The sequence below is a fragment of the Pseudomonas sp. 13159349 genome (assembly GCF_013305685.1).
GTDB lineage: Bacteria > Pseudomonadota > Gammaproteobacteria > Pseudomonadales > Pseudomonadaceae > Aquipseudomonas > Aquipseudomonas asiatica.
Window position 1 is genome coordinate 1,413,537 of sequence record NZ_CP045553.1, and the last position, 16,434, is coordinate 1,429,970.

Genomic DNA, 16,434 nt, shown 5'->3' on the forward strand with positions numbered 1-16,434 from the left:
GCCATGTAGACGATGGCGATCATGGCTGTACCTCCTGCTGCACGCCAAGTTCACCCATCACCTCGGTGGCGATCGCAAAGCCAGGGCTCCCAAGTGGGCATTCCTTGATGATGCGGTTCAGTGCATCGACCAGGTCGCGGGCCGTGCCGATCATCATGTCGGCGTCGGCGTCCATATCCAGACCGAGGGCTTCGCCGATGCTGCCGATGGACACACAAGCATCCAGCAGCATGCGTTTGCTGCGCTCGGCGTCCTTACGCAGCGTCTCGTTCTCGGCCTTGAGCTGGTCGTAGGCCTCAGCCATCACGACATCAGGGCCGTGCGGGGCGTAGCTGATGCGATTTCCGGCCTCGGAAAGCATCTTGACGGCTTTGTAGCGGTGAACTTCGGTCATTGCATCAGCTCCTTCGGCACCTGGACCGTATCGCCGAGCTTGGCGGCGACGATTGCGCGGCAGGCGGCGATCAGGGCGCTGTCACCGGCCTGGCAAAACTCCCCCTTGTCGGTGATCACCCAGCCTGCCCAGATGTCGTCTGTGCTCTGTGGGCAATGGAGGCTGACCATGCGTTTCTCGAGCAGCGGACCGCCCAAGGACCAGTCCTCCCACGGATTGAAGCGCTTGGTGTGCTCGATCGCCTGACCCTGGTACCGCGCGAACACACGCCACGGCACGCCGTTGTAGCCTGGCGGGGCCAGTTGCAGGTCAAGGCCTTCAGCCTTGCCTACTGCCCACCCCAGCGCCTCGCCGGCCAGGTCGGCCGTCTTCACTTCGATCAGGTCGGTCATGCGCGCCTCCGCTCAGGATTGCCATACAGGTCGTACTCCGGTCGCTCTGGCGGGTACGCCTCAGCGGTGAGCGCTTGGTCGATGGCGGCGCGCAGGTTCTCGTTGTAGTTCTCGCCGAGCACGCGGGCACATGGCTTGCCCATGTAATGGCCGACGATCTCAATGCCGATCGTGTAGTCGCCGTCCATGCCATTCGAATGGCTCTCGAAACGAACATCCCAGCAGCACGACTCCAGGGCGTTCAAGCGTTCACGATCCCGGCGCAATTCCTCGAGCTCAGCGCTGGACACGATGGTGAAGTGGCTTTTCTTCCTGCTCACAGCTGATACCTCTCATCAATCCAGCGCCCAGGCGCCATTGCGGGTGTAGGTTCGGGTTGGGTTTCGTGCGGGGAGAGCTGGCGCTCGTTGCCGGCCTGGTAGTTGCTGCCGGTGACGCCGCTCTGTTGCGAGCAGTTTTTCCCGCAGCTCTCTTCCCACTGGGTGGAGCCGGCACAGTTGGTGAAGTACCGGGCCCGGCCGCCGTCGTGGAATCGGTAGACGGTGCAGCCATCGACCTTGAAAAGCCGGTCGACCTTGAAATCCGAGCCGGCGCGCGTGGTTGATTCAGCTTCCCCTTGGCAGCCGGACAGGGTGGCCAGCAGCAGGAGGCAGAGGGCGAGGCGGGTCATGCCGCCACCTTGTGGCGGATCCACACGCAAACAGGGCCGTCTTCGGTGTCGTGGATCGAGAAGGTGAACCAGCCATCACCGACCGGCTTGCTTGGCTGCCAGGGCGTGCAGTCATAGTCGCCGCCGGCGTTGAGCCATTCCGCATTCAGTTCTTCCGGGCCGTCGTTTTCCATCTCGACCACGCAGTACTCCAGGCCGTGGTCGCCGAACCAGCTGAACGGAAGCGCGCATTCGTCGCCGTCGTCCGGCCAGGCCGGGTGGGTCCAGAAGCCGTATTCGTCGCGCTCAACCTGCAGCGGCTGGATCAGTTGCTTTTCTTCTGGCATGACTTCGTCCTTGGCCGCCATATCGCGGCAGTGAATAGAGGGGAGAGGGGTTACAGCTGGGTGGAGTACAAAAGTGCTCTTGTCATCGCTTGCGGTAAGTCTGGGTCAGCGCGCTATTGACCACATGCCCACGCCGTAGCACCAGGTTGGCGAGCGCGGCTCGGTCTTTCTGGCTGTGGCTGGCTTGGCCGAGCAAGCCGAAGTAGCTGTTGGCTGTCTCGCGCAGGTTCTCTGCTGGTGCTGCAGCTGTGCGCTTCATGGCCTGGGCGACCGACTTCTTGCGGGTGGTACGCCGCCATGGCTTGATCACATGCCCGACGAAGTCCACGCCGCGGTCAATTGGCTGCAGGATGGTCTTCGAAGGGTTGAGCCTGACGCCCAGGCTTGGCAGGAAGTCTTCTATCTGCCGGTGCCAGTCATTCAGCTGCTGTGGCGATTCATGCAGCAACACGAAGTCGTCGACGTAGCGGATGTAGTGCTTGGCCTTGAGCGCGTGCTTGCAGAACTTGTCCAGGGCGTCGAGGTAGACGTTGGCAAAGAACTGCGATGACAGGTTGCCGATGGGTAGGCCCAGGTAGGCCGGCTGCGCGGTGAGGCGCTTGTGCTGCGGCACTAGGTTGAACAGGTGCGCCGGGCTGCGCTCGACGTAATTTTCGCGCGGGTCGTGCATCAGCACCTGTAGGGCCAGCTGCCTGAACCACGGATCATCGATCAGTTCGGTCAACTGCCGGCCGAGCACTCGCTTGTCGATCGACACGAAGAAGTTGGCCAGGTCGCATTTGAGGTAGAAGCCTGGCTGGGACCAGTTCTGCGTCTGGCTGCGGATCTTCGCTTCCATTCGCTTGCCGGCGTACAGCGTGCCGCGCCCAGGGATACAGGCGCAGCTGTCCGCAATGAAGCTGCGCTCGATGGCGGGGCCGATGCGGTTGTACAGCAGGTGGTGCACGATGCGGTCGCGGAAGTCGGCGGCCCACACCTCGCGGGCCTTTGGCCGGGTGACCACAAAGCAGATTGATCGGCCAGGCCGGTAGGTGCCAGCCTGAAGATCGTCGAATAGGTCGAGGAGATTGGCCTCCATGTCGACTTCGAAGCTCCGGGCGCTCGCGGTGTTCCGCTTGTGCCGTCGGCAATCGTAGTAGGCCTGGGCCAATTCCTCGAAGGTGAAGCTCGCAACGAGTGAATCTGCGGACGGGGCGGACGAGGAACTCGTTGTTCTTGTGGTTGTTGTTGAGCCAGCCATCCTCAAAGTCCATGTTGTAGGCGTTGTTGGCGGAGCGCTGCGACCTATCGTGCTATCTACGTCGCCAGGACGATTGCTCAGCCTGGAAACTGCGCCGGACCTACCAGCATTCGGTGGCGGTATCCACGCTGCGCATGGCGGTGATCACAGATCAGCGGCACGACCAGATTCAGCGTTCAGGCAGGAGGGCCGTAACCCTCAAGCAGCGGACGCGGTTGCGGATTTCTTCCAGGCGTTCGCCTGGCGGCCTACGGAGGCCGTGAGCTTCATTGCCTTGGCGTGCTGGCCTTTGCTGATCAGACCCTTGTTGGTGAGGGCGCGCAGCAGGTAGTTCAGCATCCAGACGCTTTCTAGCAGGAGGTTCAGGTGGGGCAGCTTGTCTCTGGCCATGTTGGCCCGACCAATCAGCACCAGGGCTTGAAGACACTCGTCCCGGATCTTCGACCCGACTACCTGCTTGAGGTCGCGCGGTATGTTTCGGACCAGGTCGAGCGAAAGGCCGAGCAGCCTCCTCGGCCACCTTGTGGATTTCAAGCTCTGTGTGCAGGGCCATCCTGGCCTCCTAAAGGCGAGGGCGCCGAGGCGCCCAGGAATGAAGAATTGGATTACGGAATAAATCTGCGGACGGGGCGGACGAGGAACTCGTTGCCCTTGTGGTTGCCGCCGAGCCAGCCACCCTCAAAGTCCATGTCGTAGGCGTAGTAGGCGGAGCGCTGCGAAGACGACCAGTGATAGGCCTTTTCGAACAGCTCTGGCACGTTCGCCTCGGCCAGCTGCAATTCGCGCCGGGCGGGCAGGTAGAAGTCGGCATGACCGTCGGCAATGAACTCACTGGCCAGCTTGGCGGCCGGGTGTTCGTTGCGGTCAGCCAGAAGCGCCCGGGTGTTGGCCAAGCCATCGCTGGCACTGGTCGCCCCCTCGACTTCCTCGCCACTTCCGCCCCATGTCGCACGCAGCTGCTCGTTCAGCAGCGGCACGATCAGGTAATAGTCCGGCGCGCCATCCTCGCCGCGAACCAGTCCTGCGTTATAGCCACCTTGCTCAGGCCAGTACGAGCCCAGGTATGGAACTCCGGAGGGCGCGTGCTCGATGGCTGCATAGTTGAGCAGCCTGTCGAATTCGCGCTGGATGATTCGAGACGCCACGCTGGCGTCAATGCTGATACTGACTTGCTCCATGGGGTGCTCCTGATGGAAATAGGGGCAGGCGGCCGGCGCTTCCCGGCGTGCTTCTGGCCTGATCGTCAAACCGACGAACCCGGAATCGCCTGCAGAGAAAGGAATGAAGGGGTGAATTACTGAAGGATGAGGCTGCGGACGGGGCGGACGAGGCACTCGTTGTCCTTGTGGTCGAAGTCGAGCCAGCCAACCTCAAAGCCCATGCCGTAGGCGTTGATGGCGGAGCGCTGCGAACTCAGCCAGTGCCAGCCATCTTCGCGCACGGTCACCAGGCCGTCCGCCTTGGCTGCCATCACCAGCTGACCTTCCAGGCAGGATGGGATGAATGCACCCAGCTCCAAGGCCTGGATAGCGATCTGGCTGCCAGCTTCGGCCATGGCGCGGGTGTTCGCTTCGCCGTCGCTGTAGCTACCAGCACCTTCGACTTTGACGCCGTATTCGCCCCAGGCGCCTTCGAACTCGTCATTCAGCAGCACCAGGGCGCGTTCCTGGCCGTTCAGCCAGTAGCGGGTAACGAAGATGCCTCCGGCCAGTGGTTGACCGCGCTCAGGCAGGTCGGCGGCGGCAATGGATTGCAGTACAGATTGGTTCATGACTTTCTCCAGGGTGTAGGCCGCCCTCCATGGCTGGTGGCGGTGGCGTGATAATTCGGGGGTTACTTCAGGATGGCCCTTGCGCAGGCCTGGATCTCGATCCAGAGCGCCGACGATGGCCGCGCTTCATACTTGACGAGGGCCTTGGCGATGCGCACGGCCAATTCTTCTTTGCTACCGGTTGGCGGTGCCGGCGGTTGGTGGGCAAGCTGGATCGGCCGTGCCGGACGCGCGCGGTGATGCGTTTCAAGCTGAAAGCTCCATGTCTCGGTCGTGCCAGCCAGCAAGCCACCAGCCGCAGTTCACGGTCATCCAGCCGTATGGCTGGGCATCGCGAGACTGGCTGTTGTCTCGGCAGGCCCGCCCGAGGTAGTACGCGGCGGGGTGGACCAGCTGCCGGCGCTTCATGGCTACGCACCGGCCAGGTGGTGGAGGGGGGCGAACGGTATGTCGTCGTCGAAGCTGTCGTGATCGGGCGGTGCGGCCTGCTGGCTTTGCTGCGGGCTTGACGGCCGTTGTTGCCGCGGCTGCCGATCTGGCACTTGCCCGGGCTGCTGGCCCTGCGGCCGACTGCCCAGCAGCTGCATCGTGCCGTTGATGTCGACGATGATTTCTGTGGTGTAGCGCTTGATGCCGTCCTTTTCCCACTCGCGGGTCTGAAGTTTGCCCTCGATGTAGCACTGGGAGCCTTTGCGCAGGTACTCGCCGGCGATCTCGGCGATCTTCCCGAACAGCGACACACGGTGCCACTCGGTGCGCTCGACCTTCTGGCCCGACTGCTTGTCGGTCCATTGCTCGCTGGTCGCCAGACTGAGGTTGGTGACGGCGTTGCCGTTCGGCAGGTAGCGCACTTCCGGATCCTGACCGCAGGTGCCGACCAGGATGACCTTGTTTACCCCGCGGCTCATGACGACGCCGCCCCGGCCAACAAGATCAACGTCAAGGCAAAGAGTGCCACCCAGCGTGTTGCGCTTTCACCGATCTGGCGGACCTTCACCACGGCGACCACCGGGAGGGTTTTGGCATCGATAGCACGCTCAAGGCTCTCCGCATAGCGGACAGCCTGCGGGTAGCTGGTGTTGCGGCCGTACACGCGGCTGTTGCTGGACGAGACGACAATCCAGCCGTTACCGCTTTGCGTGACATAGAAGCGCGATTTGGCGCGGAATGCCTCGGTGGCTGTGATCACTTCCTGGCGCAGGGCTTCGAGCTTGTCCTGGCTTTGTTGGATGGCTGCTTGCATGGGTTGGTCCTCAGTGGGTCAGGCGTGGAGCTCGAAGGCCTCGGCCTTGCGAACGATTCGAACTTGGGCGGTGCGCCGCTCCGGTGCGCGGCGGTCGCGGCGCATTGGGTCGCTGTCGTTGATCACCGCGTGCATGGCGATGAGGCAGGCAAGAGCGATGCAGAGGGGGCTGATGATCTGACGGCGCATGGCTTCGGCCACGGCAGCTGCGCGACGGGCGACGCCCAGTTTCAGCATGGCGTCGCCGATACGCTTCTCTACACCGCTTTCGCTTATGCCGAAATGCCTGGCGATTTCCTTGGTGGTGAAGCCTTGGGCGACATCGAGGATGCATTGCAATTCGCGAGGCGCCAGGCCACGGCCGAGGTGGCCGATCCATGCGCCGATGGTGATCGTGTCCATGATTTGCTCTTTCGGGCTGGCTGCATTGGTCGTGACGCTCGCTGCCGTCTACCTCCCGGACCAAGGGGAGGGCGAACGTCACGACCGATGCAGCCTGGTGATGAGGAACCAGGTTGGTCGGGCAGTTATCGTCAGGCTGATGCGGTGCTGGTTGTTTGGTGGCCAGCGGCCATCTCACCACTACGCAGGTGACGCGCTTCCCGGATATGCTGAGAGTTCCACCAATCAGCAAGGAAAGACCTATGCAGATTTCTGCAGTGTGTGCAGCATGCGGGAGCAAGATGCTCGTGATTCCGGATGACAACGAGGCGGATCAGATGGTCCGCTGCAGTGAGTGCAATGCGGATATCGGGGATAAAGCAGCGGTTACCGCAAAGTTAAGGGAGGCTGCGAAGAAAGAGGCCGATAAGCTTGTTCAGGACATGAAGAAGCGCCTAGATAAGGCGTTCAAGCGCCGCTGACATCCACTCTGGCGCCTTCGGCATCATGCTCAAGGCGCTCTTTGACTCGCCGGTAAACCGCTTCGGCTAGCTCCTCGACCAAGCGCTCGAACTCTTCTTCTCCCGCCTTCGGCAGTTTCACTTCGACTTGCAGTGTTGATGTAGTCATGACCTTTCTCCGTAGTGATTTCCCGTCTGGCCCTGTCGCCAAGGCCAGCCAGTGAAATCGGTGTTGCTTAGCAAGCCTGCGGGCCGACATGTCGAGCGAGGAAGCTTGCTGTGTTGCGTAACGTCCACCAGAACTCAATCGCCGGATTCACTCGGCGCCTGGTGGCTCATCTGCGGGTTTTTAAAGAGCGGTATTTCTGCGTGTGACGCAGAACATGGGTTGTATTATGCGCAGAACAAAATCTGCGTCAAGCGCAAATTTGCGTTTTGGCGAGCAAAAAAAAGCCCGCATGATCTGCGGGCTTGGGAGGGGGATAGTCTTGGAGGGGGCTTACAGGTACTCACCTTTGAAGATGACTACACCGCTGATATCGCAGTTTCCATTGATGGGGATGAACTGCTCAGGCCAGGATGGGTTGATGGCTTTCAAGTATTTTTGGTGACCTTCGATTACCAGCTGCTTGAAGGTTGCCTCTGGGCAATCGACCAGTTGCGCAACCACAAGAGATCCGTTTTCGGCTTGGCGATCCGGGTCAACGTAGATCAAATCTCCCTCTCTGAACGACCTGCGAGCATGAGGGTTGAACATGGACTCACCCCTCACCTTCAATACGAATGTGCGCGGACCGTGTGGAACTGGGCAAGCTACCCAGTCCACTGCGTCTGCAGCGGTAAACGACGACATAACTTCAGTCCATTGGCCTGCCTGCACCCACGATATTACGGGTACGGCGCTCGGTTGGACATGGGCTTTCTCAACGTTTGATCGCATTGATCCAGCAGCCAGTGCGCTGCTGAGGGGGAGGCCCAGCGCTTCCAGGATTTTGAGCAATAGCTCCTGACTAGCACCCTGCTTTCCGCGCTCCAGTCGCGAGAGGTTACCGCTATCGGTGCCCACCAGGTCCGCGAGCTCCTCAAGCGTCATTTTCTTCGCTTTCCTCGCGTCCCTTATAGCTTGTCCGATTTCCATTTTTAACAGCCCTTCTAGTAGGGCGCTCATCCTCGCCATGACGCGCCTCCTACGCAAAGCGTGTTGCGCAGATTATAGGTTGCTTTTTATCTGCGCAGTGCGCAGAATCTTCCACAGATAAACACGTTTGAGGTCTTGAAAGTGACCCCGCTGAAGAAAGCCAGAAAGGAAAAGGGCTGGCGCTTGGCTGACCTAGTCGAGCGCTTACAAGCCGTTGGAGAGGTTACCGACACTGGAAACCTCTCCCGCATTGAGCGCGGGATACAGCGTCCTTCGACCAGGATGGCTGAAAGCATCTGCAAAGTATTCGGGAAGCGGTCTCTCACTGAGATTCATGTGCTTTACCCGGATCGATTCGCCGAGAAGTCGGCAGCCTGACGAGATGAATTATGTGTGATCTGGCCTTGCGCCAGTAGTGGGGCCGTCCTGCTGTTCATCCGTCCAGTACCTGAATCGCAGGCATAAAAAAACCGGGTGGCAGCCCGGCTTCTTCAACAGCATCAAATCGAGGTCGATTATGCACTCTGCAATGGATGCAAGCAATACCGCACCCTTGTCCGTTTCGCACCAGAAGTCCTACCACAAATCCGCCGCACTTCATGCCGCGCGAATGATCCCTCTCCAGTACGCAGTCGCCTCGAAAGCCACGTTCCGTCGCGAGTGTGTCGAGCATCTGCGCGCTTCCCTGTGCGAGGAGCGCCCATGAGCACCATCGTCATGACGGCCTGCTGGCCGCTGCAGGGTATGAGCCCGGCGCAAAAGTCTGTGTTGATCTCTCTCGCCGACAATGCCAACGACGACGGTGTTTGCTGGCCTTCCGTGGCCACAATTGGTTCACGAACCTGCCTTTCGGAGCGCGCCGTACGAAATGCGCTGCGCTGGCTCGAAGAGGCGAGCCTGCTGAAAAGCCATCAGCGTTTCGGTCGTTCGACCTGGTACACATTAACCCCGGCAGCATATGCCCCCGGCACGACATGCCCCCCGGCACCAGATGCCCCATCGCCCCGGCAGGAAATGCCCCCCACCCCGGCACCAGATGCCCCCAGAACCGTAAAGGAACCATCAATTGAACCGTCACCTGATGGCGAACGCGTTCCGCGCTCACCGTCTTGCCCGGTTCAGGACATCGTTGATCTGTTCAATCGAGTGCTCACGCCTGCCTTGCCTGCGGTGGTGCTCGTATCCGAAGCGCGCAAGAAACAACTCCGTGCCCGCTGGAACCAGAGCGCTGTTCACCAGAGCCTCGAGTTCTGGGGTGAGTACTTCGCCGACGTAGCCCGGTCCGACTTCCTGATGGGGCGCGCTGCGGGCAAGTTCGGCGCTGCACCGTTCCGAGCGACCTTCGACTGGTTGATTGCCCCGTCCAACTTCGTGAAGGTGGTGGAGGGCAATTACCATGCGTGAGCCCTACAACGCCGAGGCCGAGCATGGCTTGCTGGGTGCCATGCTGCAGCGCCCAGAGCTGATCGACACCCTGTCCGATGACCTGTCGCCTGAGTCGTTCTACTTCGCCGAGAACGCTGAGGTGTTCCGCGGCATCCTGGCCTTGCGTGCTGCTGGCAAGGCCGTCGACCTGCTGACCGTGGCCGACCAGATAGGCGTGCTGGAAAATGGAGACCGGGCCCTTGGCCACTGCGCATCACTTGTAGCCAACACCCCGAGCGTGGCGAGCGCTGGCACCTACGCCGGTATCGTTCGGGAGCGGGCCATTGAGCGCGCCCTGTACGACCTGAGTGACCGCACCTTGGAGATCGTGCAGGGCAGCGGCGACATCCAGGACAAAATCGCGGCCGTGCAGGCGGCAGCCATGGGCATCGACGCTGGCAGTGACGGCGATGAGGTGGTGAAGGCTGCCGACCTGATGGCTGACCAGCTGGAAGTGTGGCAAGAACGTCACGACCGGCTGTCACGCGGAGAGACGCTGATCGGCCTGTCGACCGGTTTGGCGGATCTTGACGAGAAGCTTGGTGGCCTGCAGCCCGAGCAGCTGATCATCGTGGCTGGCCGCCCGGCCATGGGCAAAACCACCTTGGCCATGGGTTTCGTGCTGGACGCCGTGGTGCGCCAGAAGAAGTCCGGCCTGGTCATTAGCCTGGAGATGAGCAAAAGCCAGCTGATCGACCGCGCCGTCGCCGCCGAGGGCCGGATTCCGCTCAACCTGATCAAGAACGGCTCAGCCTGTGAGTCGCATGGCGCCGAGCTCTGCGCTGCAGCGGCCAAGCTGAAACACGCCAACCTGTTCATTGCCGACCGCGCCGCCGCCACTGTCGGCCGCATCCGCTCGCTGGCCCGTCGCCACAAGATGCGGTATGGCCTGGACATCCTGATGATCGACTACCTGCAGCTGATGGACGGCGAGGGCGGCAACCGCACCGAAGCGGTGAGCAGCATCAGCCGCGGCTGCAAGTTGCTGGCCCGCGAGCTGGGCATCCCGGTCGTGCTGCTGAGCCAGCTCTCCCGCAAGTGTGAGGAACGTCCCAACAAGCGCCCTGTGAACTCGGATCTTCGCGAGTCGGGGGCCATCGAGCAAGACGCCGACGTGATCCTCTTCGTGTACCGCGACGAGGTCTACCACGAAGACAGCGAGTTCAAGGGCGTTGCCGAGATCATTGTCGGCAAGGGCCGCGACATCGAGACCGGCACCGTCCGGACTGCCTTCCTCGGCCAATTCAACCGTTTCGAAACCCTTTCGGCCAGCTGGCAGCCGCCGGCGAAGGCCCCAAGCCAAAACGCGCGGCCGTTGTCGGCCCGCTACGCACGCAAGGAAGTCGTATGACAGTCCCCGCCCTTCGCCCGTTCAAGGCCAAAGCGGCTCGCGCCAAGCCCGTCGATAGGGAAGGGCAGGAGCAGGCCGCGCTGATGAAAGAACTGCAGCTGCGCTACCCGCAGGCCTACAAGCTGATTTACCACGTCCCGAACGGCGGACACCGGATCAAGGCCGTGGCCGCCAAGCTGAAAGGGCAGGGCGTCAAGGCCGGTGTTCCCGACCTGGTGCTGCCGATGGCGCGCGGCGGCTACTTCGGCTTGTACATCGAGTTCAAGGCCAAGCCTCCGTTCGATGCGCCGGTGTCGGCCAGCCAGGATGCCTTCCTGCAGCTGCTGACGAACGAGAACTACCTAGCCATTGTGTGCCGGGGCAATATCGACGCGGTCGAGGCCATCCGCGCCTACCTGCTGCTGCCTGCAACGGTGGCCGCATGAGCGCGACCCGGGAAGTGAAACTGAGCGAGGCTGAGGTGCGCCGGCAGGCCGCCGATAAGTCGGTGCGCGACCTGCGCGACCCGCGTCACCCCGGCCTGTACCTGCGCTTCTGGAGCAACCGCGAGCGCGGCACCTGGCACCTGGTGCGCGGCAAGAAGTGGGTACCGGTCGCCCGCTGGCCTGACCTGACCGTGGCAGCGGTGATTGCCGAGCTGCCCGCGCTGCGTCAGCGCCTGCTGCGCGACCCGGCCACCGCGCCAGTAGTTTCGGGCATGGCCACTGTGGGGCAACTGCTGGACTGGTACGGCGACCGGATGGCGCGTGATCGCTCGCTGTCGGCGAAACGTAAGGCCGGCGCCCGCTCTGCCATTGCCCAGCACCTGAAGCCGCGACTGGATGACCTGGCCGTGGCCGGCGTGACTGCCGATGCGCTGGACAAGCAGCTGATGTGGCCGTGCCAGGCCGAAGTGTCGCTGTCCTACCTGCGGCAGATGTTCGCACTACTGCTGACCGCTTTCCGCCAGGCCTTGCAGCTGGGCTTGATCGACCACAACCCGATGGCCGGGATGCGCTTCAACGATTTCACCAAGGCCAAGATCCTGCCCAAGGCCGCCCGCCTGCGCGATGTGCAACTGCCGGAACTGATGCAGCAGCTGGCCCAGGCATTCGAAACGACCCCGGGTGACGCCATGCTGGCCCTGATGATGCTGGCCCACGGCACCCGGATCGGTGAGACCCGCATGGCGCGCTGGAACGAGATCTCGCTGGCTGCGGCGGAGTGGTTCATCCCTGCCGCCAACGCCAAGACCCGCACCGAGCACCGCCTGCCGCTGACCGCCCAGGTGCAGGCACTGCTGACCCGGTACCGGGCCAGCCAGCAGGCCGACGGCTACGAGGGTGTGTACCTGTTCCCGAATCGCCGGGGCCTGTGCCTCAGCGAGACGCAGGCCAGCAACGTGTTCAAGCGCCTGGGGCAAGGCGAGTGGACCAGCCACGACCTGCGCAAGGTATCCCGCAGCACCTGGACCGACCTCGGCATCGACGGCCACATCGGCGAGATGCTGCTGAACCACAAGCTGGGCAAGATCGCCAGCACCTACATCCACACCCAGGCGATGCAGCAGCGCCGCGCAGCGCTGGAGAAGTGGCACGCCTGGCTTGACCGAATCGGCTTTGCAGCCATCCACGGCCTTACCAAGGCCTTAATTGAAATTTCGCAGAACTCGCCAGAGGCCACAGCAGCCGTGGCGTCGAACGACCTTACCGCATTTGTAATTAGCGAGGATTCGAAGTGACAAGGAAGAGCCATGGCCCTGCCTTCAAGAAGGCTGCGATCAAGTTGGCTCAGTGCCCTTTGTGCCGTGGGAGAGCGGTCACTCAGGGTGTGTTTCACGAACTGCCATGCGGCCACTGCCATGCCTCGGGCTTTGTGGCGGCTGCAACTGGTGAGGCCCTTGCCCTGGATGAACTGGTGACCCAGCTCAGCATGAGGCTCCGGGCAGCGCTGCGGCAGATCGAGCAGTTGAAGAACCCTCAGGCATCCGGGCCTGAGGCGACATATCAGGGAAGCAACCGGCGCGGCGCCGGCGGCACCAACCACACCGGCGATTGAGGGGGAAGGACATGAGCAACGTAGAAAGAACGGCCGAGGAACTGCTGGAGCACTGGGGGCGCTGGGTGGTGCTGGGCTCAGGCGTGTCTTGCTGCGCCTCGCGGGAAAACACCATTCTTGATCCGATGATCACGGACGACGACGCGTTGTTCATTGATCGTCTGGTTGGGCGCCTGCGCAAGCGCTACCCAGAATGCGGCCAGGTCATCATCAAGTACTACACGGCCCGCGACGCAGCGCTTAGGGATGTAGGCAAGAAGCTGGGCTTTGGCGAGGAGAAGACCCGGCAGCTGTGGAAGGCTGGTGTGGCGTGGATTGATGGTGCTCTCGATATTCGTCGCGAGGCGGCTTGACATCCCCGGTCCTCACCCGTATCTTTCGTGTTACTTTGCGGTAGGTGCGCGAGAGCAAACTCGCCATCACCAGCAGCCTCCTTAGAGCCTCGGCATTTGCCGGGGCTTTTTCGTTTTCGGCTCCACCACACCCATCGCCCCGAGCTGGGAGTGCTGTTGGGGCCGAACCTATTCCGCTCCCCAAAAGGGAGGAACCGAGATGCCGAACATGCCCGAGAAGGATCCTGGCCTGTGGGCCGCTGTGCTCGCCTGGGTGCTGGCTCACCAGCCTCAGCTGTACGCCGCTGGCCTGTCAGTCGCGATCGCTGCGCTCCGGGTTGTGTACGGCGGCGGAACCCGGCGCCAAATGATCTTGGAGGGCGCGCTCTGCGGCCTCATTACCCTGGCCTTGGTGCCGCTACTCGAATGGATGGGACTGCCTCAGGGCATGGCCACCTTCGCCGGTGGTGCTGTTGGCTTCATGGGTGTGGAGAAGCTGCGCGGCTACTCCGATTTGTTCCTGTCCCGAAAGGCTCAAGGCTGATGGCCAGGCTCAAGACACTCGGCTCACGCATCAAGGAGAGCGTAGGGTCGCGGGTCAAGGTGGTCACACCTGGCAGCTGGCGGAGCGGCATGACCAGCTCCCAGCGTGGCTACGACTACCGGTGGCAGAAGGCGCGAGAGCAATACCTGCGTGACAACCCGCTGTGCGCTTACTGCGCCCGGCAGGGACGAACGGCAGCGGCCAGCGTCGTTGACCACATCGTGGCTCATCGAGGCGACAAGGATCTCTTCTGGAATCAGGCTAACTGGCAGCCGCTCTGCAAGCCCTGCCACGACTCGATCAAGCAGGCCGAGGAGGCTGCTGGCCTGATGGGCTGACCGTCAGCGTAATGGCGCGCGGTCGCCCGAGGCACCTTCGAGGCACGTCAGTGGCGTGCCGCTAGGGTGGGGGGAGGTCAAAATATAGCGATTCGCATCTAGCTAGACCGCCACCGACCCCACGTACAGATTTTTTTCCCCCACAGGATTTTTGTTAAATGGCTTTAACATCCCGCAAGCGCGCATTCATCGCAGCGCTGAGGGAAGGTGCGTCCAATCGAGACGCAGCTGTGGCGGCTGGCTATTCCGAGAAGACAGCGTCTGCGGCGGGCTCTCGGCTGGTGAAGGACAAGGACGTGGCGGCAGAGTTGCTGAAGCTCCGCGCCCTGGGCCTGATGCCTCCAGATGTTAAAGGCGATGTTAAAGCAGATGTTAAAGCCGCGCCTACTTCGAAGCCCGCCAAAGAGGCTGCTCAAGACATAGAGGCTTCGCCCGCGACTGACGAGCAAGCCGAGCCGGAGCCCGCCGGTTTCGACCTGATGCAGGCGCTTCTCCATCGTGATCCGAAGGACTTCCTCCTGTCGGTGATGAACGATTCCGGTTCAGAGCCGAAGCTGCGTGTCGATGCAGCCAAGGCTCTGATGCCCTTTGTGCATCCTCGCAAAGGGGAAAGCGGCAAGAAGGACCAGGCTCAGGCCAAAGCTGAGCAGGCCGCCACCGGCAAGTTCGGGGCGCGTCGTGGTCCGCTGAGGGCCGTCAAATGATGGAGTGGACAACCGCATGCCCCGACTGGGAGCAGCGCATCGTTGCGCGCCAGAGCCTGATCCCGTTCGAGCCGCTGTTCCCGGCAGAAGCCGAGGAAGCGCTCGACGTGTTCGGCGCCCTGCGAATGGTCGACGCCACCGGCAGCCCGCTGATGTGCGAGACGGTCCGCGACTGGGTGAACCAGTTCGTAGCCGCCATCTTCGGCGCCTATGACCCGGATGAGGGCCGGCGCCTGGTCAGCGAGTTCATGCTGCTGATCAGCAAGAAGAACGGCAAGTCCACCATCGCGGCGGGCATCATGCTCACCGCCTTGGTCCTCAACTGGCGACCATCCGGCGAGTTCATCATCCTGGCACCGACCAAGGAGATCGCCGACAACTCCTACATCCCGATTCGCGACATGGTGCGGGCGGACGAAGAGCTGGACGCCCTCCTCAAGGTTCAGGACCACTTGCGCACCGTCACCCACCGGCAGACCAACGCCACGCTCAAGGTGGTGGCGGCCGACAGCGAGACGGTGTCGGGCAAGAAGGCGATCGGCGTTTTCGTGGATGAGCTGTGGGTGTTCGGCAAGCGTGCCAATGCCGAGGCGATGTTGCGGGAAGCTACTGGCGGCCTGGCCTCTCGTCCTGAGGGCTTCATCATCTGGGCAACTACCCAGTCCGATGCGCCCCCGGCCGGTGTCTTCCGGCAGAAGCTGATGTACGCCCGCAAGGTGCGGGACGGCGAGATCATCGACAAGTCGTTCCTGCCGGTGCTGTACGAGTTCCCGAAAGCGATGCTCGATGCCGGCGCCCACCGGGACTTCGCCAACGCCTACATCACCAACCCCAACCTGGGACTGTCGGTGGATGAGCCTTTCATCGAGCGGGGCTATGCCCAAGCCCAGATGGACGGCGAGGAGTCTTTCCGTGGTTTCCTCGCCAAGCACCTCAACGTCGAGATCGGCCTGGCCCTGCTGTCGGATCGCTGGGCCGGCGCTGACTACTGGGAGCGGCAGGCCTCCGACGACTGCCGAACCTTGAACGACCTGCTCGAGCGATGCGAGGTGATCGACATCGGTATCGACGGCGGCGGCCTAGATGACTTGCTTGGCTTCGCCGCTGTCGGGCGTGAGCGGGACACCCGGCGCTGGCTGACCTGGACCCACGCCTGGGCGCACCCGTCCGTGCTGGAGCGGCGCAAAGCTGAGGCACCGCGCATCCGCGACTTCGCCAACGACGGACACCTGACCCTGGTGGAACGTATCGGTGATGACGTCGACCAGATCGCTGAGCTGGTTGCCCAGGTGGAGGAGGCCGGCCTGCTTGATCAGGTAGGTCTCGACCCGGTCGGCATCGGCGCCATTCTCGACGCGTTGGAGGCCCGCGGTATTCCTCGAGAGAAGATCGGCGGCGTGAAGCAGGGCTACACGCTGGGCGGCGCGATCAAGACTGCTGAGCGGAAGCTGGCCGAGGGCTGCCTGTGGCATGGCGGCCAGCCCATGATGGCCTGGTGCTGTGGCAACGCCCGTGTCGAGCCTCGCGGCAACGCAATCCTAATTACCAAGCAGGCCAGCGGTTCGGCAAAGATCGACCCGCTGATGGCGCTGTTTAATGCCGTAACGCTCCTGGCTCTCAACCCTGAAGCGCAGGGCGGAATGGCTGACTACCTGGATAACGGGTTCTTCGGACTTATAGGCTGACC

Annotated in this window: 25 protein-coding genes and 1 pseudogene; 12 read left to right on the forward strand and 14 right to left on the reverse strand. The window is 62.3% G+C overall.

Translation table 11 applies throughout. From position 1 onward, the window contains the following. Positions 1-19: 19 nt before the first annotated feature. The 12 genes and pseudogenes from GEV38_RS06570 to GEV38_RS06625 all read right to left on the reverse strand — a co-directional run bounded on the left by GEV38_RS06570 (position 20) and on the right by GEV38_RS06625 (position 6,438). A complete protein-coding gene (locus GEV38_RS06570; RefSeq protein ID WP_173895623.1) occupies positions 20-394 on the reverse strand; it encodes a hypothetical protein in 375 nt (124 codons plus the stop codon). Beyond that, complete coding sequence (locus GEV38_RS06575) at positions 391-786, reverse strand: DUF2591 domain-containing protein (protein WP_173895625.1); 396 nt, start codon at positions 784-786, stop codon at positions 391-393. Before GEV38_RS06575 ends, GEV38_RS06570 begins: the two co-directional genes overlap by 4 nt. Next, positions 783-1,106 (reverse strand): hypothetical protein, encoded by a 324-nt coding sequence (locus GEV38_RS06580; RefSeq protein WP_173895627.1) that lies wholly within the window; start codon positions 1,104-1,106, stop codon positions 783-785. The genes GEV38_RS06575 and GEV38_RS06580 overlap by 4 nt, the downstream gene beginning before the upstream one ends. Further along, positions 1,103-1,456: a DUF4884 domain-containing protein gene (locus GEV38_RS06585; protein WP_173895629.1), complete on the reverse strand. Its 354-nt coding sequence runs from the start codon at positions 1,454-1,456 to the stop codon at positions 1,103-1,105. Before GEV38_RS06585 ends, GEV38_RS06580 begins: the two co-directional genes overlap by 4 nt. After that, positions 1,453-1,782, reverse strand: coding sequence for a hypothetical protein (locus GEV38_RS06590; RefSeq protein ID WP_173895631.1), 330 nt, complete (start codon positions 1,780-1,782; stop codon positions 1,453-1,455). The genes GEV38_RS06585 and GEV38_RS06590 overlap by 4 nt, the downstream gene beginning before the upstream one ends. 82 nt (positions 1,783-1,864) lie before the next feature. Then, positions 1,865-2,860: an RNA-directed DNA polymerase gene (locus GEV38_RS06595; RefSeq protein WP_256674073.1), complete on the reverse strand. Its 996-nt coding sequence runs from the start codon at positions 2,858-2,860 to the stop codon at positions 1,865-1,867. Positions 2,861-3,220: 360 nt separating this feature from the next. Next, positions 3,221-3,575 (reverse strand): annotated as a pseudogene (locus GEV38_RS06600) (four helix bundle protein). Positions 3,576-3,627: 52 nt separating this feature from the next. Next, positions 3,628-4,200 carry a DUF1566 domain-containing protein gene (locus GEV38_RS06605; protein WP_173895635.1) on the reverse strand — a complete coding sequence of 191 codons (573 nt, stop codon included), beginning with the start codon at positions 4,198-4,200 and terminating at the stop codon, positions 3,628-3,630. A 116-nt stretch (positions 4,201-4,316) separates the two neighbouring features. Further along, entirely contained in the window at positions 4,317-4,793 is a 477-nt protein-coding gene (locus tag GEV38_RS06610) for a hypothetical protein (protein ID WP_173895636.1), read from the reverse strand. A gap of 410 nt (positions 4,794-5,203) precedes the next feature. Then, a complete protein-coding gene (locus tag GEV38_RS06615; RefSeq protein WP_173895638.1) occupies positions 5,204-5,701 on the reverse strand; it encodes a single-stranded DNA-binding protein in 498 nt (165 codons plus the stop codon). Beyond that, positions 5,698-6,036, reverse strand: a complete 339-nt coding sequence (locus GEV38_RS06620) for a hypothetical protein (protein ID WP_173895640.1) — start codon at positions 6,034-6,036, stop codon at positions 5,698-5,700. Before GEV38_RS06620 ends, GEV38_RS06615 begins: the two co-directional genes overlap by 4 nt. An 18-nt stretch (positions 6,037-6,054) precedes the next feature. Beyond that, the gene (locus GEV38_RS06625; RefSeq protein ID WP_173895642.1) at positions 6,055-6,438 is read right to left on the reverse strand and encodes a helix-turn-helix transcriptional regulator; all 384 of its coding nucleotides are present in this window, start codon (positions 6,436-6,438) and stop codon (positions 6,055-6,057) included. A gap of 242 nt (positions 6,439-6,680) precedes the next feature. Between GEV38_RS06625 and GEV38_RS06630 the strand changes: the two genes are divergently transcribed. After that, on the forward strand, positions 6,681-6,899 hold the full coding sequence (locus GEV38_RS06630; protein ID WP_021782745.1) for a hypothetical protein: 219 nt from the start codon (positions 6,681-6,683) through the stop codon (positions 6,897-6,899). Here GEV38_RS06630 and GEV38_RS06635 read toward each other — a convergent pair. Both GEV38_RS06635 and GEV38_RS06640 read right to left on the reverse strand, forming a co-directional pair. Further along, on the reverse strand, positions 6,886-7,047 hold the full coding sequence (locus tag GEV38_RS06635; RefSeq protein WP_173895644.1) for a hypothetical protein: 162 nt from the start codon (positions 7,045-7,047) through the stop codon (positions 6,886-6,888). The genes GEV38_RS06630 and GEV38_RS06635 overlap by 14 nt on opposite strands. A 330-nt stretch (positions 7,048-7,377) precedes the next feature. Continuing rightward, positions 7,378-8,055 carry a LexA family transcriptional regulator gene (locus GEV38_RS06640; RefSeq protein WP_008099710.1) on the reverse strand — a complete coding sequence of 226 codons (678 nt, stop codon included), beginning with the start codon at positions 8,053-8,055 and terminating at the stop codon, positions 7,378-7,380. Positions 8,056-8,157: 102 nt separating this feature from the next. Here GEV38_RS06640 and GEV38_RS06645 point away from each other — a divergent pair, with 102 nt between their 5' ends. The 11 genes from GEV38_RS06645 to GEV38_RS06695 all read left to right on the forward strand — a co-directional run bounded on the left by GEV38_RS06645 (position 8,158) and on the right by GEV38_RS06695 (position 16,432). Continuing rightward, entirely contained in the window at positions 8,158-8,394 is a 237-nt protein-coding gene (locus GEV38_RS06645) for a helix-turn-helix domain-containing protein (RefSeq protein WP_173895646.1), read from the forward strand. A 324-nt stretch (positions 8,395-8,718) separates the two neighbouring features. Beyond that, positions 8,719-9,420: a helix-turn-helix domain-containing protein gene (locus GEV38_RS06650; RefSeq protein ID WP_256674074.1), complete on the forward strand. Its 702-nt coding sequence runs from the start codon at positions 8,719-8,721 to the stop codon at positions 9,418-9,420. After that, positions 9,413-10,792, forward strand: coding sequence for a replicative DNA helicase (dnaB, locus tag GEV38_RS06655; protein WP_173895648.1), 1,380 nt, complete (start codon positions 9,413-9,415; stop codon positions 10,790-10,792). Before GEV38_RS06650 ends, dnaB begins: the two co-directional genes overlap by 8 nt. Beyond that, positions 10,789-11,217 (forward strand): VRR-NUC domain-containing protein, encoded by a 429-nt coding sequence (locus tag GEV38_RS06660; protein ID WP_173895650.1) that lies wholly within the window; start codon positions 10,789-10,791, stop codon positions 11,215-11,217. Before dnaB ends, GEV38_RS06660 begins: the two co-directional genes overlap by 4 nt. Continuing rightward, positions 11,214-12,512: a site-specific integrase gene (locus GEV38_RS06665; protein WP_173895652.1), complete on the forward strand. Its 1,299-nt coding sequence runs from the start codon at positions 11,214-11,216 to the stop codon at positions 12,510-12,512. Before GEV38_RS06660 ends, GEV38_RS06665 begins: the two co-directional genes overlap by 4 nt. Next, on the forward strand, positions 12,509-12,829 hold the full coding sequence (locus tag GEV38_RS06670; protein ID WP_135002667.1) for a hypothetical protein: 321 nt from the start codon (positions 12,509-12,511) through the stop codon (positions 12,827-12,829). The genes GEV38_RS06665 and GEV38_RS06670 overlap by 4 nt, the downstream gene beginning before the upstream one ends. 11 nt (positions 12,830-12,840) lie before the next feature. Continuing rightward, the gene (locus GEV38_RS06675; protein WP_121757708.1) at positions 12,841-13,182 is read left to right on the forward strand and encodes an antiterminator Q family protein; all 342 of its coding nucleotides are present in this window, start codon (positions 12,841-12,843) and stop codon (positions 13,180-13,182) included. Between the two features lie 199 nt (positions 13,183-13,381). Then, positions 13,382-13,705, forward strand: coding sequence for a phage holin, lambda family (locus GEV38_RS06680; protein ID WP_054892292.1), 324 nt, complete (start codon positions 13,382-13,384; stop codon positions 13,703-13,705). Beyond that, the gene (locus GEV38_RS06685) at positions 13,705-14,043 is read left to right on the forward strand and encodes an HNH endonuclease (RefSeq protein WP_173895654.1); all 339 of its coding nucleotides are present in this window, start codon (positions 13,705-13,707) and stop codon (positions 14,041-14,043) included. Before GEV38_RS06680 ends, GEV38_RS06685 begins: the two co-directional genes overlap by 1 nt. 158 nt (positions 14,044-14,201) lie before the next feature. Next, the gene (locus tag GEV38_RS06690) at positions 14,202-14,747 is read left to right on the forward strand and encodes a terminase small subunit (protein ID WP_173895657.1); all 546 of its coding nucleotides are present in this window, start codon (positions 14,202-14,204) and stop codon (positions 14,745-14,747) included. Then, the gene (locus GEV38_RS06695) at positions 14,744-16,432 is read left to right on the forward strand and encodes a terminase large subunit (RefSeq protein ID WP_173895659.1); all 1,689 of its coding nucleotides are present in this window, start codon (positions 14,744-14,746) and stop codon (positions 16,430-16,432) included. Before GEV38_RS06690 ends, GEV38_RS06695 begins: the two co-directional genes overlap by 4 nt. The last annotated feature ends 2 nt before the right edge of the window (positions 16,433-16,434 follow it).

Coding starts and splice junctions, on each gene's coding strand:
- GEV38_RS06570 (WP_173895623.1), bottom strand. CDS start 394: ATGACCGAAGTTCACCGCTACAAAGCCGTCAAGATGCTTTCCGAGGCC.
- GEV38_RS06575 (WP_173895625.1), bottom strand. CDS start 786: ATGACCGACCTGATCGAAGTGAAGACGGCCGACCTGGCCGGCGAGGCG.
- GEV38_RS06585 (WP_173895629.1), bottom strand. CDS start 1,456: ATGACCCGCCTCGCCCTCTGCCTCCTGCTGCTGGCCACCCTGTCCGGC.
- GEV38_RS06590 (WP_173895631.1), bottom strand. CDS start 1,782: ATGCCAGAAGAAAAGCAACTGATCCAGCCGCTGCAGGTTGAGCGCGAC.
- GEV38_RS06595 (WP_256674073.1), bottom strand. CDS start 2,860: ATGGAGGCCAATCTCCTCGACCTATTCGACGATCTTCAGGCTGGCACC.
- GEV38_RS06605 (WP_173895635.1), bottom strand. CDS start 4,200: ATGGAGCAAGTCAGTATCAGCATTGACGCCAGCGTGGCGTCTCGAATC.
- GEV38_RS06610 (WP_173895636.1), bottom strand. CDS start 4,793: ATGAACCAATCTGTACTGCAATCCATTGCCGCCGCCGACCTGCCTGAG.
- GEV38_RS06615 (WP_173895638.1), bottom strand. CDS start 5,701: ATGAGCCGCGGGGTAAACAAGGTCATCCTGGTCGGCACCTGCGGTCAG.
- GEV38_RS06620 (WP_173895640.1), bottom strand. CDS start 6,036: ATGCAAGCAGCCATCCAACAAAGCCAGGACAAGCTCGAAGCCCTGCGC.
- GEV38_RS06625 (WP_173895642.1), bottom strand. CDS start 6,438: ATGGACACGATCACCATCGGCGCATGGATCGGCCACCTCGGCCGTGGC.
- GEV38_RS06630 (WP_021782745.1), top strand. CDS start 6,681: ATGCAGATTTCTGCAGTGTGTGCAGCATGCGGGAGCAAGATGCTCGTG.
- GEV38_RS06635 (WP_173895644.1), bottom strand. CDS start 7,047: ATGACTACATCAACACTGCAAGTCGAAGTGAAACTGCCGAAGGCGGGA.
- GEV38_RS06640 (WP_008099710.1), bottom strand. CDS start 8,055: ATGGCGAGGATGAGCGCCCTACTAGAAGGGCTGTTAAAAATGGAAATC.
- GEV38_RS06650 (WP_256674074.1), top strand. CDS start 8,719: ATGAGCACCATCGTCATGACGGCCTGCTGGCCGCTGCAGGGTATGAGC.
- dnaB (WP_173895648.1), top strand. CDS start 9,413: ATGCGTGAGCCCTACAACGCCGAGGCCGAGCATGGCTTGCTGGGTGCC.
- GEV38_RS06660 (WP_173895650.1), top strand. CDS start 10,789: ATGACAGTCCCCGCCCTTCGCCCGTTCAAGGCCAAAGCGGCTCGCGCC.
- GEV38_RS06665 (WP_173895652.1), top strand. CDS start 11,214: ATGAGCGCGACCCGGGAAGTGAAACTGAGCGAGGCTGAGGTGCGCCGG.
- GEV38_RS06675 (WP_121757708.1), top strand. CDS start 12,841: ATGAGCAACGTAGAAAGAACGGCCGAGGAACTGCTGGAGCACTGGGGG.
- GEV38_RS06680 (WP_054892292.1), top strand. CDS start 13,382: ATGCCGAACATGCCCGAGAAGGATCCTGGCCTGTGGGCCGCTGTGCTC.
- GEV38_RS06685 (WP_173895654.1), top strand. CDS start 13,705: ATGGCCAGGCTCAAGACACTCGGCTCACGCATCAAGGAGAGCGTAGGG.
- GEV38_RS06690 (WP_173895657.1), top strand. CDS start 14,202: ATGGCTTTAACATCCCGCAAGCGCGCATTCATCGCAGCGCTGAGGGAA.
- GEV38_RS06695 (WP_173895659.1), top strand. CDS start 14,744: ATGATGGAGTGGACAACCGCATGCCCCGACTGGGAGCAGCGCATCGTT.